The 15,012-nt window shown below is 72.6% G+C and carries 12 protein-coding genes; 7 read left to right on the top strand and 5 right to left on the bottom strand.

What is annotated here, in order from left to right; genetic code table 11:
- Positions 1 to 22 precede the first annotated feature (22 nt).
- Both K8556_RS36660 and K8556_RS36655 read left to right on the top strand, forming a co-directional pair.
- Entirely contained in the window at positions 23 to 3,652 is a 3,630-nt protein-coding gene (locus K8556_RS36660; RefSeq protein ID WP_223744778.1) for an annexin, read from the top strand.
- 12 nt (positions 3,653 to 3,664) lie between these two features.
- The gene (locus tag K8556_RS36655; protein WP_223744777.1) at positions 3,665 to 4,294 is read left to right on the top strand and encodes a hypothetical protein; all 630 of its coding nucleotides are present in this window, start codon (positions 3,665 to 3,667) and stop codon (positions 4,292 to 4,294) included.
- Between the two features lie 20 nt (positions 4,295 to 4,314).
- Here K8556_RS36655 and K8556_RS36650 read toward each other — a convergent pair whose 3' ends face one another.
- On the bottom strand, positions 4,315 to 4,953 hold the full coding sequence (locus K8556_RS36650; RefSeq protein ID WP_223744776.1) for an NAD-dependent epimerase/dehydratase family protein: 639 nt from the start codon (positions 4,951 to 4,953) through the stop codon (positions 4,315 to 4,317).
- Between the two features lie 115 nt (positions 4,954 to 5,068).
- Between K8556_RS36650 and K8556_RS36645 the strand changes: the two genes are divergently transcribed.
- Both K8556_RS36645 and K8556_RS36640 read left to right on the top strand, forming a co-directional pair.
- A complete protein-coding gene (locus K8556_RS36645; RefSeq protein ID WP_223744775.1) occupies positions 5,069 to 5,575 on the top strand; it encodes an Mpo1-like protein in 507 nt (168 codons plus the stop codon).
- Between the two features lie 4 nt (positions 5,576 to 5,579).
- Positions 5,580 to 6,695: a hypothetical protein gene (locus K8556_RS36640; RefSeq protein ID WP_223744774.1), complete on the top strand. Its 1,116-nt coding sequence runs from the start codon at positions 5,580 to 5,582 to the stop codon at positions 6,693 to 6,695.
- On the opposite strand, the gene K8556_RS36635 is transcribed toward K8556_RS36640, so the two are convergent.
- A complete protein-coding gene (locus K8556_RS36635) occupies positions 6,670 to 8,772 on the bottom strand; it encodes a WD40 repeat domain-containing protein (RefSeq protein ID WP_223744773.1) in 2,103 nt (700 codons plus the stop codon). The two genes, K8556_RS36640 and K8556_RS36635, sit on opposite strands and share 26 nt — an antisense overlap.
- A 171-nt stretch (positions 8,773 to 8,943) precedes the next feature.
- Here K8556_RS36635 and K8556_RS36630 point away from each other — a divergent pair, with 171 nt between their 5' ends.
- A complete protein-coding gene (locus tag K8556_RS36630) occupies positions 8,944 to 9,330 on the top strand; it encodes a DUF6496 domain-containing protein (protein ID WP_223744772.1) in 387 nt (128 codons plus the stop codon).
- 37 nt (positions 9,331 to 9,367) lie between these two features.
- Here the strand turns inward: K8556_RS36630 and K8556_RS36625 are convergent, their stop codons facing one another.
- Entirely contained in the window at positions 9,368 to 10,711 is a 1,344-nt protein-coding gene (locus K8556_RS36625) for an erythromycin esterase family protein (RefSeq protein ID WP_223744771.1), read from the bottom strand.
- On the opposite strand from K8556_RS36625, the gene K8556_RS39910 reads away from it, so the two are divergent.
- Together K8556_RS39910 and K8556_RS36610 are read left to right on the top strand one after the other, a co-directional pair.
- Entirely contained in the window at positions 10,710 to 11,426 is a 717-nt protein-coding gene (locus tag K8556_RS39910) for a 2OG-Fe(II) oxygenase (protein ID WP_370640027.1), read from the top strand. The genes K8556_RS36625 and K8556_RS39910 overlap by 2 nt on opposite strands.
- Positions 11,427 to 11,476: 50 nt before the next feature.
- Positions 11,477 to 12,697, top strand: coding sequence for a serine hydrolase (locus tag K8556_RS36610; protein ID WP_223744768.1), 1,221 nt, complete (start codon positions 11,477 to 11,479; stop codon positions 12,695 to 12,697).
- 9 nt (positions 12,698 to 12,706) lie between these two features.
- Here K8556_RS36610 and K8556_RS36605 read toward each other — a convergent pair whose 3' ends face one another.
- Positions 12,707 to 13,294: an SRPBCC family protein gene (locus K8556_RS36605; protein WP_223744767.1), complete on the bottom strand. Its 588-nt coding sequence runs from the start codon at positions 13,292 to 13,294 to the stop codon at positions 12,707 to 12,709.
- Between the two features lie 139 nt (positions 13,295 to 13,433).
- Entirely contained in the window at positions 13,434 to 14,660 is a 1,227-nt protein-coding gene (locus K8556_RS36600) for an acetamidase/formamidase family protein (RefSeq protein ID WP_223744766.1), read from the bottom strand.
- Between the last annotated feature and the right edge of the window lie 352 nt (positions 14,661 to 15,012).

Genomic DNA, 15,012 nt, shown 5'->3' with positions numbered 1-15,012 from the left:
TGGAAGTCTTCGGAGACAGACGATGGCGATCGACGGACCTCGCAACAACGGCCTCCCGCGCACGCTCCCGCAGCAGCCGCCGGCCCCCAAGCCCCCTCCTCCGCCGCCGCCTCCTCCCACGCCCAAGCCCAAGCCCGCGCCTCGCGACCGCTCCAGCTTCGAGGGCACGCAGGCCCGGACCGGACCGTCTCTGGGGACGGCGGCCGCCGCCGCCGCCACGGCCGCGGTAGCGAACGCCGCGACGGCGCGCAACACCGTCGCCGGCCCGCCCGCACCGCCCGCCCCCCAGGCCCCCGCGCCCGCCCCGGCCGCGCCCGCGTACACGCAGGCCCAGGCGGACAAGGACGCCAGCGCCCTGCGCGAGGCCATGGACGGCGGCCTCACCGGGTGGGGCACCGACGAGGACAAGATCTTCAAGACGCTCGAGGGCAAGACGCCCGAGCAGATCGCGATGATCCGCCAGTCGTACCAGGACCACTACGGCAAGAACCTGGACGCGAAGATCCGGGACGAACTGGGGGGCTCCGACCTGCAGCGCGCGGAGGGCCTGCTCCAGGGCAACGGCGCCAAGAGCGACGCGGTCAACCTCCAGTCCGAGATGGACAGCGTCTTCGGCTCCAACGAGGACATGCTGAAGATCCTGGAGAAGCGCTCGCCCGCGGAGCGCCACGCCATCGCGCAGCAGTACGCGGACATGCACGGCGGCACCCCGGCGGGTCAGAAGCCCGAGGACGTGCTGCTGGCCCGCATGAGCCGGGAGATGAACGGCGCGCAGTTGGAGCGCGCCCGGAGCATGCTCGACGCGGGCCAGGCCTCCACGCCCGCGGAGGCCACCGCGCTGGAGACCCGGGCGCTCAAGGCCGGCCTGGAAGAGGACATGGCCGGCTGGGGCACCGACGAGGGCCGCATCTTCGAGCGCCTGGAGCGGGCCACGCCGGAGCAGCGCGCCCTGCTGGCGCAGGACGAGGGCCTGAAGGCGAAGCTCAAGGACGAGCTGTCCACCGAGGAGTACGACCGCGCCGTCGGCCTGATGCAGGGCAACCCCGCGCAGGCGGACGCGGCCCGGCTGCGCGAGGCCATGGGCGGCTTCTTCGGCGCGGACGAGAGCGGCGTGCGCGACATCCTCCAGGGCAAGACGCCGGAGCAGGTCAACGCCATCAAGGCCGAGTACCAGAAGCAGACGGGCCAGTCGCTGGACGCCCAGGTGCGCAAGTGGGACGGCGGCGACCGGGACGTCACGCTGCGCATGCTCAACCCGCCCGCCGCGGACGACGCGAAGGGGCAGGCGGAGGCCTCCGCGGAGCGGCTGTTCCTGGCCATGGACGGCATGGGCACGGACGAGGACGCCATCCGCTCCGAGCTGAGCGGCAAGTCCAAGGCGGAGCTGGACACCATCGCCGCCGCCTACCAGCAGAAGTACGGCAAGGACCTGCGCGCGGAGCTGGACGGCGAGCTGGACGGCCGCGACGAGTTGGAGCTGCTCAAGCAGGACTACGACCTGGGCGCCATCGACCCCAACGACCCCCACGCCGCGCAGGAGCGCGTGCGGCGGCTGCGCGAGGTCCAGGCGAACGAGTCCGGCTTCGGCGTGGACCTGCTGGACGGCATCCAGCACCTCACCAAGGGCGAGTCGGACAACGACATCCTCGACCGCAACCTGGGCCGCGCCGACCAGGCCATCGCGACGGGTGACACCCAGCGCGCGAACACGCTGACGGGCTACGCCACGGAGGACGTGAAGGCGCTCCAGTCCGCCAAGGACTCGCTGGCGGAGACCTCGGCCACCGTGGCCGTCGTCGCCGCGACCACCGTGGCCGTCGTCGCCACGGGCGGCGCGGCCACGCCGCTGGCCATCGCCGGGTACGCGGCGGTGGGCGCCACCACCCGCGCGGTGACGTACGCCGCCATCCAGGGTGACGCCGCCGGGGCGCAGGACCTGAGCCGCCAGGCGCTCATCGGCGCCGTGGAGGGCGGCACGGCGGTCATCCCCGTGGGCAAGGGCGCCACCGCCGTCGCGGGCGGCACGCGCGTGGCGGCCACCCAGGCCACGGAGGCCGTGGCCCGCACGGCCGTGCGCGAGACCGCGGAAGGCACCGTGCGCACCGCCATCAAGCAGGGCATCAAGGAAGGCGCCTACGGCGGCGCGGCCGGCGGCGCCATGGACGCGGCCACCCAGTCCGAGACGTGGAAGGACGGCGCGCTCACGGGCGTCAGCCGCGTGGCCACCCGCGCGGTGACGGACGGCACCGTGGGCGCGGTGACGGGCGGCGTCGTCAGCGGCGGCCTGGCCAAGGGCGCGGACCTCATCAAGCCGCGCGAAATCCCGGTCATCCACAACCCGGACCTGCCGGGCAACACCACGAAGGTGCGCTACGACAACGGCCAGGTGCGCATCGAGGCGGGGCCGCACGCCACGCCCGCGGACATCGCCGCGCACCAGGAGACGGCGCGCCTGCTCCAGAAGTACGAGGGGCCCACCGGGCAGATCCGCCAGCTCAAGGACCGCGTCCAGCAGGCCCTCACCCGCACGCCGGGCTACGGCACGCAGGGCTTCGAGTCCAAGCTGGAGGTGCAGAAGCTCAAGAACATCCTGGGCGGCCTGGAGGCGGCGCAGAAGCGCATCGACGACAGCATCGCGGGCATGAGCGGCAAGCCCACCGCGGCCACCGTCGCCGAGCGCGCGGCGCTCCAGCGCGACATCGCCAACGTGGAGTTCCAGATTGAATTCCACGCCAAGCGGCTGGACTCGCTGACGCCGGGCACGGGCTCCGTGGCCATGCACGGCGCGCCGGGCGCCACCACGCCGGACTGGGCGGGCGTGGGCACGACGGTGAACACCGTGGGCCAGGTGACGCCGCCCCCGCAGGTGCCCATGACGGCCGCGGAGAACGCCGCCATCAACGGGCCGCGCAACCCCGCGACGGAGACGCCGCAGCAGTTCAAGGCCCGCCAGGCCGAGGGGCGCCGCGTGTACTCGGAGCGCACCTACGACCCGAAGACCCGCACCCAGGCCGAGCTCAACCGGGACGCGGACCCGGCCGTCTTCACCCAGGTGGACCCGTCGACGGGGAACAAGGTCCCCATCGAATCGCAGCAGATGGCGAAGCTGCGCGCGGAGCGGGCCCAGACGGAGATCCTCCGCCGCGGCGTCATCCGCGAGCAGCAGTTGGCCGAGGCCTTCCCGAACGGCCCCACGCTCAACGTGGCCGCCAACGACGCGGCGCACGGCACGGCCCACAACGCGCACACCCTCGACCGGCACGGCGCGTCGCTGCCCACGAACATCGCGGACGCGCCCCCGGGAGCGCGCACCCTGGAGAGCCGCGTCACCACGGGCGACGGCTGGGGCAAGGTGGAGAACAACTCCTTCCAGTGGTCCAGCGACGCGACCATGGACGCCACCCTCAACAAGTACGTGGCCGACAACTGGGACACCATCAAGACGGACCTGGCCCTGTACGGCCACAGCGACCACCTCAACATCCCCGTGCCTCCCGGCACGACGGTGGGCAAGGGCTTCACGGCCGCCGTGGACTCGGCGGGCAACCGCACGGCCGTCCCCGCGAACGCGGGCAGCTACAACGTCCGGCTGCGCCTCATCGACGGCACACCGCCGCAGGTGATGGTATTGACCGCCTTCCCTGGTCCCTGAGGCGAACTCCCGATGACCGCCGACCCCAAGACAAGCGCGCGCTTCGAAGAGCTCAAGGCGCGCATGGAAGCCCTCAAGAAAGCGCCCCCGCTGGAGAAGGCCCGCACCTTCCTGCAGGCCTACTGCGCGCCCAACTCGACCCTGTCCGACGTGGAGGACCAGGTCCGGCACGCGCTGGGCTTCAACAGCATCCCCCTGTACACGGGCATCGACGGGCTGGAGGCCGTCCTCGCCGACACGCGCCTGCCGGCCCCGACGCTGGTGTCGCTGGTGCGCGACGAGGCGAAGCGCCAGGAGCTGCCGGCGACCCCCGCGGCGGCCCGCCAGTACCTGGAGCAGGTGCTGGGCGTGCTGCGCAAGTACCTTCCCGAGGAGCCCGAGGTCGAAGGCGTCGCCGGCTTCGGCATCGACGACGTCTACACCCTGCGCGACCCGGCCGGAAAGCCGGAGCGCCTGCGCTGCATCGACATGGTGGGCGTGGGCCAGGAGAGCTTCGCGGTGCTCGTGCCGGAGCACGCCAGCGAGGACCAGGGGCCCTTCACGGTCTACCGCTACCAGGCGGTGCCCGGGCAGCCCTTCAAGTACGACCGCGTGACGGACGCGGCCGTCATCGCGAAGGTGCTCAAGACGTCCCGGGGCTGAACGCGGCCGGGCGCCTGCCTTCAGCGGCGCGCGTAGGAGCCGGTGCGCAGCTCCTCGAGGAGGCTCGGCCCCCTGGGCGCCCAGCCCAGGAGCTGCTCCGCCTTCTTCGACGTGAAGCGCTGATCCAACGCCAGCGCGTCCGCGAACGGACCGAACTGCCTGCGGGCCTCCTCCAGGGGCCACGCCGCCGTCCTGCCGGCCACGCCCGCGCCCTCACTGGCGGCCTGCGCGGCGTCCTTCACCTTCACGCCCGGGCCCTGCGTGGCCAGGAGGACGGTGCCCGCGGGCGCCTTCTCCACGGCGCGCACATAGAGGTCCGCCAGGTCGTCCAGGAACACCACGGCCCAGTGGTTCTCCCCCGTGCCCACGTAGGTGACGGCGCCCCGGTCCTTCACGGAGCCGGTGAGCATGGCGGGGATGCCGGTGCCCTGCCCGTAGACGACGCCCGGGCGGATGACGATGCCGCGCACGCCCGGCGTGCCCAGCGCGCGCTGCTCCACGGCGGGGCGCCACGCGACCAGCGGGGTCGCGTTCAGCGGCGCGTCCTCGGCGGCGACGCCCTGCGTGGGGCCGTGCACCCAGACGCCGCTCGTGTAGAGGAACGTCTTGTTCGTGCCCTGGAGCGCGCCCAGCACCGCCGCCACGGCCGGCGTGTCCACGTCCTTGTCATTGGACGTCGCGGTCCACAGGTTGCGCCCCCCTGATGCGCGGCGGCCTCCCGGGTTTCACACGGGGAGCGGCATCCCGGGCGCGGATGGCCTACCGTGGAGGCCCATGAGCTTCGCCGACAAGATGCGCGCCTGGATGCCGCTGCACGAGAACGGGGTCAGCCGCGCTGCCCACTTCGTGGGGGCCTACCTCTTCACGTTCGCCCTGCTGGTGCCGCTGTGCTGGGTGCGCGTTCCCGGCACGCCGCTGACCGCCGCGCACCTGCTGGTGGCCGCGGTGGCCGTGTACGCCATGACGCTGGAGTGGACCGCCGGCCTGCTCATGGCCCTGCCGCTGGTGCCCACGCTGCTCGCCGCGGAGGCCGTCGCGCGGCTCCCCACGGGGACGGCCGCGGGCATCGCGGTGGGCGTGATGGTGTTCCGCTTCGCGATGGTGGTGGGCGCGCACGTCCTCTTCGAGAAGAAGACCCACGGCCTGTCCCTGGGCGGCCCGCAGCTCTTCTTCATCGAACCCGTGTACCTGCTCACCCTGGTGCTCTTCTCGCTGGGCCTCAAGCAGGACCTGCGCGCGCGCGTGGCGGCCGGGAGCGCGGAGGCGGCGGCGGGCACCTGACGTCATGGGAGGCCCCGGCATCCTCGTCCGGCATCCCGCCGCGCGGTGGGGGCTGCTCACGTTGCTGTCGCTCCTGGTGCTCTCCGCCGTCCCCCTGTCCGGGGTGACGTCGCGGGGGACGCTGAAGGAGGGCTACACGGACCACGTGCGCCATCCGTACGCGGTCTGGGTGGGACTGCATCGCGGGCTCCAGGCCCTCTACACCGCCCCGCTGGGCGAGCTTCGCGAGGGCGTCCCCTACCGTCAGGCCATCGACCAGTGGCTGGAGGTGCCGTACGTCTATCCGCCCGGCGCGCTGGTGCTCTTCCTGCCCCTGGCGCTCGTGGGCGAGTGGGTCCCCCTGTCGCCCCAGGCCTTCGGGCAGGTGTGCCTGCTGTACCTGCTGGTCTTCGCGCACGTGGCGCTCTACGCGGCGCTGCGGCTGCTGGACGGGCTTCCTGTGGGAAGCCGCTGGGCGGTGGGGTTCCTCTGCTGGCTGGTGCTGATGCGGCTGGCGCTCCACGGCCAGTACGACGGCGCGTGGCTCGTCTGCGGGGTGCTGGCCCTGGGGGCGCTCGCGAAGGACCGGCCGGTGGTCGCGCTGCGCTGGCTGGCGCTCGCGGCGCTGCTGCACTACCGGGCGCTCGTGCTCGTCGCCGTGGGCGTCGTGGCGCTGTGGCGTGGGGTGCGCGGGCGGCCGGTGCGTCAGTGGCCGTGGGGCACGCTGCTCGGGGTCGCCGCGGTGGGGGTCCTCTGCGTGCGCACGTTCCTGTGGATGGCGCCGCTGGCCGCGCGGACCGACGCGGCGACGCCCTCCATCCTGGGCGAGCCCGGCACGGTGGCCCTGGTGATGGGCTTGAGCGCGGCGGCGCTGGCGCTGTCCTGGCGCGGGGCGGACGGGCTGGTGACCGCGTCGGTGGGGCTGGGCGTGCTGCTCGCGGTCATCGACACGCGCCACTGGTGGCACGCCTCCGCGCTGCTGCTGGTGCCGTTGTGCGTGGGCGTGCTGCGCGCTCCGCGCTGGCCCACGGCGGTGCGGCTGGGCCTCGTCGCCTGGGCGGGGGTGCTGGAGATGGCCGTGTGGCACGGCAATCCCCTCTGGTTGTTCCGCGACCTCAATCGCTTCCTGCGGCTGATGTGAGCCGGAACCGCGCCTCGTCCCAGGCGAGCCCGTAGCGGCGCAGCAGGTCGTCGATGCCCGCTCCCGCCGGGGCGGGATGCGCGATGGAGTCGAACCGGTTCACCTGGAGCGTCCGGTCGGAGGCCGCGGAGACGAGGAGCGCGCCGTCCGGTGAGAAGGCCAGGGCCGCCACGAAGCCCTGCTGGCCCGTGAGCGTCCCCAACGGCTCGCCGGAGGGCAGCCCCCAGACCTTCACCTCCGGCTCCATGCCCGACGAAGCCAGGAAGCGGCCATCCGGAGACACGGCCAGGGCCAGCACGCCCACGGCCTTTTCCCCCAGCGTCTTCAATAGCCGGCCCTCCGTCACGTCCCAGACGCGGACGGGCTGCCGCATCCCCGCCGTCACCAGGTGGGGCTCGGAGGGAGTGAAGACCACGGCGCGCACGGGCTCGCCCATGTCGAGCCGCAAGAGGGGCTGACGCCGCTCCACGTCCCACGTCCGCACCGTCTGGTCCTTGCCGCCCGACGCGAGCCTGCGCCCCGTGCTGTCGAAGGCCAGGGCCCAGACCTTGTCCGTGTGTCCCTGGAGCAGTCCCACGGGCCTGCCGTCGGGCACGGACCAGAGCTGGATGTCCGCACCGCCCGCCACCGCGACCATGGTGCCATCCGGGCTGAAGGCCACCGCGCGCACGGAGCCGCTCCCCCCTGGCAGCTCCAGCAGCACCCGCCCCGAGCGCGCGTCCAGCACGAGCGCCCGCCCCTTCAGCGTGCCCACCCCGACGCGCTCGCGGTCCGGGCTCACCGCCAGGGACACCGCGGACTCCGCTCCGCCCTCCTCCTGGCGGAGGGCACCTCCCTCCGTGATGCGCCACCGCCGCCAGCCGTCCTCGCCGCCCGCCAGCAGCTCGCGGTCCTGGGAGAACGCGAGCGCCTCCACCCAGACGCCGGGGCCGCGAAGCAGCACCTGCGCGGGGACCTCCGGCCGGCGCCACACGTCGAGCACGCCGTCCATCCCGCCCGAAGCGAACGTGCGCCCGTCCGGTGACAGGGCCACGCTCATCACGGCGGCGTGATGCGCATCCATCCGCTCCAGCAGCGCGCCGCCATGGCCCTCCTGGCCGTCCACGAGCTGCACGCGCCCGTCCCATCCGCCCTGGACCAGGAGCTGGAACCCGCCGTCGATGGCGGCCACGGACACGTCGCCGGAGTTGCGGAACACGTCGGTGAGCTGTCCCGAGCGGGCGTCCCAGAAGCGCACGGCCCGGTCGCCCGCCGCCGTCATGATGCGCTGTCCGTCCGAGGAGAACGCGCCCGCCTCCACCTTCTCCCCATGTCCCATGAGGCGGTGGACCTCCCTGCGAGCCCCCAGGTCCCAGACCCGCGCGCTCCGGTCCGCGCTCGTGGACAGCAGCCGCCCGCCGTCCGGGGAGAAGGCGACGGCGATGACGTTGTCGTCGTGCTCGAAGCGCAGCGGTTCGGCGCCCGTCTCGAGGTCCCAGACGCGCACCGCCTTGTCCAGACCGCCGGAGGCCAGCCGCATGCCGTCGGGAGAGAAGGCCAGCCCGAGCACGACGTCTGAGTGGCCGGCAATCACCTGGTGAAGCCGGCCCTGGCGCCAATCCCAGACCCGGAGCTCGCCGGGCCGCCCCGCGGAAGCCAGCCAGCGGCCGTCCGGCGAGAAGGCGACGGCGTGGACCTCGGCCGTGTGGCCCTTGAGCTCCGCCAGCAGCTCGCCGCGCTCCACGTCCCAGAGCCGGACGACGGAGTCGTAGTGCCCGGACGCCAGCACGCGGCCATCCGGGGTGAACGCCAGCGCGAGCACCGACCCCTGGAATCGCTTCGACCAGCGCAGCGTGGAGGCGCGGTCCACGGCCTGGCCCTGCCCCCACTGCGCGGCGAGTGAGTCCCGCGACGCCCGCGCGAGCGCGAACGACGCCGCCGCCACGCTCCACTGCCGGGACCCGGCGGCCGCTTCACCCCGGGCCTCGTGGATGCGGGCGCGCAGGTCCCGCGCGTTCGCGTCCTCCATCGCGCCACCACCGGAGGACCGGTGCGCCGAACAGGAAGCAAGCAACAGCGTGAGACACCACCACCGCATGGGGCTCCCTCCGGACACGGGGCACGGCTTGCCTGGGCGCGGAGCGTCCGCACCTTTGGGCCAGGACCGTAACCCGAATGGGAGCAAGCCATCCCCGACAAGGCGACTGATGAACGAGCGAAGAAGGACCTGCGCGAGGGCAAGAGCCCCAGCACCGCGGCGGGTGGGTTCGTGCGCGAGGAACTGGAGCACCTTCGCGAAGGCGAGCACGGCGCACGCTCTTCGAAGCAGGCCATCGCCATCGGACTGTCGAAGGCGCGGCGCGCGGGCGTCCCGCTGGAGCCCCCCACGAAGGAGCAGTCCTCCGCGCGGACACGACGCTCGGCGAAGCAGGACCTGGAGGCGGGCCGGCAGGAGCGCAAGCCCCGGGCACCGTCGAAGAAGCGGAGCAAGGCCACGCAGGGCGCGCTGAAGCGGGAGGGCCGTCAGGCGGCCTCCAAGCAGGCCCTGTCCGCCCAGGCGAAGAGCGCCTCACGCAAGCGCACGGCCACCGCCCGCAAGACGTCCGCTCGCAAGGCGGCGGCCACCCGCAAGGCGTCCAGCCGGCAACGGAGATAGCCGCGACGCCCGTCACCGCGGAGCGGCCGCGTGGCGACTACAGGCCCGTCGGGTAGGTCTCCGGCGCTTCACCGCGCTCCCATCCGGCGGTGCGCTCCAGCGGTTCGAGCGCGCGCGTCTCGTCGAGGTGCAGCATCGCGTCGAACTGCTCCGGCAGTCGCGTGTGGAAGTAGTGGCTCCGGCGCTCCGTGTCGGGCCGGTAGATGACGCCGATGGCCCGCTGCAGGCGCCGCTCCCGGAGCGCTCCGGCGGCCTCTCCCAGGTCGCGGAGGTCCAGCAGGAAGCCGGGCAGTCCGACCTGATGGAAGAGGGACTCGCAGCTTCCCGCCAGCCCGTGACGGACCCGCTTGCGCTCGGCGGGGCCGCCCCAGTTGGAGGCCGCGGTGACGGTGCCCCGGTACGTGCTGAAGCCGATGAGCCGGGTCGCTCGCGGGTGACGCTGGCGCGTCAACTGGCCCAGGTTCACCTCGCCCGCCTCGCCCATCTCCGTCGCGCGCGCGTCCCCGACGTGGGAGTTGTGCGCCCAGACCACGACCCGCGCGGCCCCCAGCCGCCGGTGCAGGAAGCCCATCAGCGTATCCAGCGTGTCCGCCATGTGCGTGTCGCGCAGGTTCCAGGACGAGATGCGTCCACGGAACATGGACCGGTAGTACTCCTCCGCGTTCTGGACGACCCGCGCGTTCTGCTCCGCCTCGAACTGCGCGTCCTCCGCGATGAACCCATCCCGGCGCAGCAGGGCCTCGCGCTCCCGCTGCAGCTCGCGGAGCTGGTCGACGACCTCCCGCTCGCAATCCGGCGACAGGCCCAGCGACGTCGCGTGGCCGTAGTCCTGGGGGTCCTCCCCGAAGTGCTCGAAGCACGCGTAGCGGTGCCGGGCGCGCTTCGCGGCCTCGGGGTCCGCCCGGTCCAGGTACTTCAGCACCGCGCCCATGGAGGCGTGGAGGCTGTAGAGGTCCAGCCCGTAGAACCCGACCTTCTCCCGGGGCGAGTGGCGGTCGTTGTGCGTCCGCAGCCAGCCCGCGAAGTCCAGCACGTCCGCGTTGCGCCACATCCAGGCGGGGAAGCGCTGGAAGTCGGAGAGCGACTCCACCGCGTCCACGTCCGTGCCCATGGCCCGCACGTAGCGGTTGATGCGGTACGCGTCCGGCCAGTCCGCCTCCACCGCGACGGCGTTGAAGCCCTTCTCCTCGATGAGCCTCCGCGTCAGGAGCGCGCGCAGCCGGTAGAACTCGTGCGTGCCGTGGGTCGCTTCGCCAATCAGCACGCACGTCGCGTCCCCCACCAACTCCATCAAGGGCCTGAAGTCCTCGTGCGTCCCCTGGAGCGGCCGCACGGACTCCGCGAGCGCTCGAACCAGCAGGCCGTCGTCTCGGTGCGCCATGGTGTCCTCCCCTTGTCTTCAAGGGTTGGGTCGCGCACCCCGGAAGGAAGGCAACGGGCGGCCAGGCGGCGCCCTCCCGGGGCTCTCATCCACGGAGGATCAAGCAACTCCGGCCGGGCGGGGCGATAACCCTTGCTTCGTCTCGTCGCTGCAGACCGCCAGCACGGCGGGCAAGGCAGTGGGCCCCCCGGCCCTCAAGAAGGCGCTCCAGGGCGCTGGCGCGAGCCAACCGAGCCCCCAGCAGAAGACCCAGGTGCGCGACGTCTTCGAGAAGGTCAAGTTGACCCCGAAGGCGCGTGAGGCCGCTGCACCACCAGGAGCCCTCCGCCCTGACGGACTTCCGCGCGTGGATCCAGAGCGCGGACGGCGCGGCCTTCCACGCCGCGCTGGTGGGCTGGCCCGAGCCGCTGCAGACGCGGCAGGTGCAGGTGTCGCGCATGGAGGTGGGCGAGTCCTTCCCGAAGCACCGGACACGGACGAGGAGGGGCTCGCCGTCGTCTACAACTTCACGCGCCCGTGGGAGGACCGCTTCGGCGGCGGCCTCACCTTCCGGCATCCCGAAGTGGACGCGGACATGATGCGCGTCCCGCCGCTCTTCAACTCGGTGTTCATCTTCCGCGCCAGGGGCGCCCCCCACCGCGTGACCGAGTGGACGTCCGAGGCCCGGGGTCACCAGCGCTATTCCGTCACGGCCTTCATCCTCGCGAAGCGCTGAGCGCGGGCCTGCCCTCACGTATCGGGACTCGCGGGTCTAGACTCGAGGCCATGTCCCAACGCTCCGCCACGCTCTCCCCTCCCCGGCTCGCCGACATGACGTCCGCCCTGCGAGGCCACGTCGAGCGCGGTGGCCTGCCCGGCGTCGTCGCCCTCGTCGCTCGCGGGGACACCGTGCACGTCGACGTGCTGGGCACGCAGGGCCTCACGCCTTCGGATCCGCCCATGCGGCGCGACAGCCTCTTCCGGCTCGCGTCCATGGCCAAGCCCATCACGGCGGTGGCCACGCTGATGCTCGTGGAGGATGGGAAGCTCCCGCTCGACGGCGCCGTCGACCCGTGGCTGCCGGAGCTGGCGGACCGCCGCGTCCTGCGCACTCCCGAGGGCCCGCTCGACGACACCGTCCCCGCGAAGCGCGCCATCACCGTGCGCGACCTGCTCACGCTGCGGTGGGGGCTGGGCGCGGTGATGGCGCCGCCCGGAACGCATCCCATCCAGCGGGCCATGAGCGAGGCCCGGGTGGCGCCCGGCTTCCACATGCTCACGGATCCGCCCGATGAATTCATGCGGCGACTGGGCGCGCTGCCGCTCATGCATCAGCCCGGAGAGCGGTGGGCCTATCACACCGGCTACGAGGTCCTGGGCGTGCTGGTCGCGCGGGCGTCGGGCATGCGCTTCGACGACTTCCTGCGCGAGCGGCTCTTCGGGCCCCTGGGCATGAAGGACACGGCGTTCACCGTGCCCGCGCGGAAGCTCGACCGGCTCACGACGGCCTACGCGCGCGACGACGCCACGGGGAGCCTGGAGGCGTGGGACACCCCGGCGGACAGCCACTGGTCACGGCCCCCCGCCTTCCTCTCGGGAGGAGGCCAGGGAGGGCTCGTGTCCACGGCCGATGACCTCCTCGCCTTCTGCCGGATGCTGCTGAGCAAGGGCGTGGCCGGGGACACCCGGCTGCTGTCCTCCGCGAGCGTCCAGGAGCTGCTGACGGACCAGATTCCGGAGGAGCAGAAGGCCGCCTCGCCCTTCTTCCCCGGCTTCTGGGATGCGTCCGGCTGGGGCTTCGGCGGAGCCGTGTGCACGAAGCCGGATGGTGTCTCGCCCACGGCCGGCCGCTACGGCTGGGGCGGCGGTTACGGCACGATCTTCTTCATTGATCCCCGGCAGGACCTGACGGCCCTCCTCCTGACGCAGCGGCGGGCGCAGGGCCCCGACGACGAGGCCCTGTCCCTGGAGTTCTCCAAGGCCGCCTACCGGGCGCTGGAGGGCTGAGGCGCGTCCTCAGAGCGCCGGGGCGGGCGCCGCCGCGTCGGCCTGGGCGCTCGCGCTGGGAGGCGGGGTGATGCCTCGCGCGGTGGCGTCCAGGTTCGCGAGGCCCCGCTCGAACTCCTTGCCGATCATCGTGTCCATGTTCACGACGAGCGACATCGCCTTGCCCATCAGGGTGTTCTCGCCCTCCATCGCCCAGCTCACGCGGGTGCCGCCGTTCTCCGGGGTGAGCGTGAAGGTGGCCTGGTTCGTGGCTTCGAACGGCGTGAAGAACTCCAGCTTGAGGACGACGCGCGCGCCGGGCTGGCTCTCCACGATGGTCATGCGCCCATCTCCGGACTCGCCGCCGGCATAGGCGAAGCTGGCGCCCGGTCCCTCGTTGGGCCCGTCGAAGGCCTTGGTCACGCCGGGCCCGGGCTCGGAGCGGAAGGGGTTCCACGTGTCGAACCGGTGCAGGTCGTTGATCAGCGCGAAGACGGTGGCTGGGGGCGCGGCCACGTGCGCGTTGCGCTCGATGCGGAAGCGGTCCGGGCGGGTGGCGACGAAGGCGCCCAGCGCGACGGCGAGGACGAGGATGGCGAGTGCGATCTTTCTGGCCATGGGAGGCTCCCTGTTCGGAGGAAGAAGTGCTCCCGGGTCACCGGGAGGGTTCATCTCCACGTCGAACGAGGGGCCGCGAAATCGACACGGCATTTCCGCCCCATTTTCCGGGGGCCCAGGCCTCCCCCGGGAATGCAGCTCACTTCACCGGGGGCCGGAGGGCCTGGAGCCGCGCCTTGTCCAGCTTCGCGGCGACGCCCACGCTGCGTCCGGCGAGGTTCGCGACGACGTACTGCACGGAGCTGCCCAGCACCTGCGCGCTCTCCGACAGGGTGAGCCCGTAGTCCTGCTCCAGCCACTGCGTCATGCCCTGCGTCGCGGAGCGCAGGGCGTCGTCCAGCGAACCGCCCTGCCCCAGCGTCATGAGGTGCGTGGGGGACTCCACGCGAGGCGTAGCGGGCGGCGGCTTGCCGTGCAGGACGTCCACGGTGAACTCGACGTCCATGGAGGTCTCCAGCGCGTACTGGGAGGTCTCGCCGTCACCCTGCGCGGCGTGGGCGTCGCCCAAGTACAGGAGGGCGCCGGGCTGCGCCACGGGCAGGTAGACGGTGTTGCCCGCCACGATCTCGTTGAAGTCCATGTTGCCGCCGTAGCGGCCCGTGTCACCGGTGGACAGGGGCGCGGAGCCGAAGCCGGGCGCCACGGCCAGGCCGCCCAGCATGGGCCGCAGCGGCACGGTGAAGGCCTTCAGGCGCTCGGTCGGGTTCTCCGGGGTCGCGACGCCGCGCTCGGGGTCGAGCTTCCAGCGCACGGGCTTGCCCAGCTCCGTCGCCTTCGCGGCGAGCCCTGGCGTGAGCGCGCGGCCCACGATGCCATCCAGGCTGTCCGCGAACGTGCGGTTCAACGTGAGGCGGCGGATGCGGATGGCCAGCGTGTCGCCCGGGTTCGCGGTGGCGATGAAGAAGGGGCCCGTCTGCGGGTTGCCGAAGAGGGCGCGGGTGACGCCCTTCGAGTCCATGCCGCCGGAGTCGAGCGTCGAGGTGCGCACGGTGTCGCCCGGCCAGACGGTCAGCACCGGTGCGCGGTGCGCGGTGAACTCGTTGGACCAGGAGGTGGGCGTGAAGTCATGCACGCGAGGAGCGCCCGAGGGGCGCGAGGGAAGCAGTCGGGCCGTGAAGGCATGGGAAGCCCGCGCCTTCGGGTTGTTGCTGTCCGGGTAGTCCGCGGTACCGCGAAGTGACTCACCGCTCACCTTGCCGTCGAAGACGTAGGTCTTCTGGCGGGAGTCCGTGACGACGAAGTGGACGGCATTGCCCGTGCGCTCCCCCGTCAACGCGTCCCCATCCAGCTCACCGGAGAGTCGCTTCCCGTCGCGCTCCAGCGTGAGGAGTTGATAGGCGGGGTTGCCCCAAAGGTCGGTCGTCACAAGCCAGGACTCGGAAGCCGCGAGCGCGCCGGCAGGCAGACAGCAGAGGAGGACGAAGAGGGAGCGGAGCATGAGCGGGCGCAGTGTAGAGGAACGAGCCCAGCCCGCGGCCATCCAAGGGCCTCCATCCGCCTTCGGCCACAGTCCCCATCCAGAGGCTTGAGAACATGAGAACCCCCAGGGGACGGCCCCGCCGGAGGCGCCCAGAGAAAACCTGTCCGACAGTCGGACAGGTTTGAAGAAGCGCGGCCAGGCCCCCCCGCCCCTGCCGGGCGGCCAGAACCTGTCCGACTGGAGGTCTGCGCGGAATAGCGAGGCCAGTTGGCCGGCTGCCAAGCGACAAGGGGGACAG

The organism is Corallococcus sp. AS-1-12 (assembly GCF_020036995.1).
GTDB lineage: Bacteria > Myxococcota > Myxococcia > Myxococcales > Myxococcaceae > Corallococcus.
This window is presented reverse-complemented; position numbering and strand designations above follow the sequence as displayed.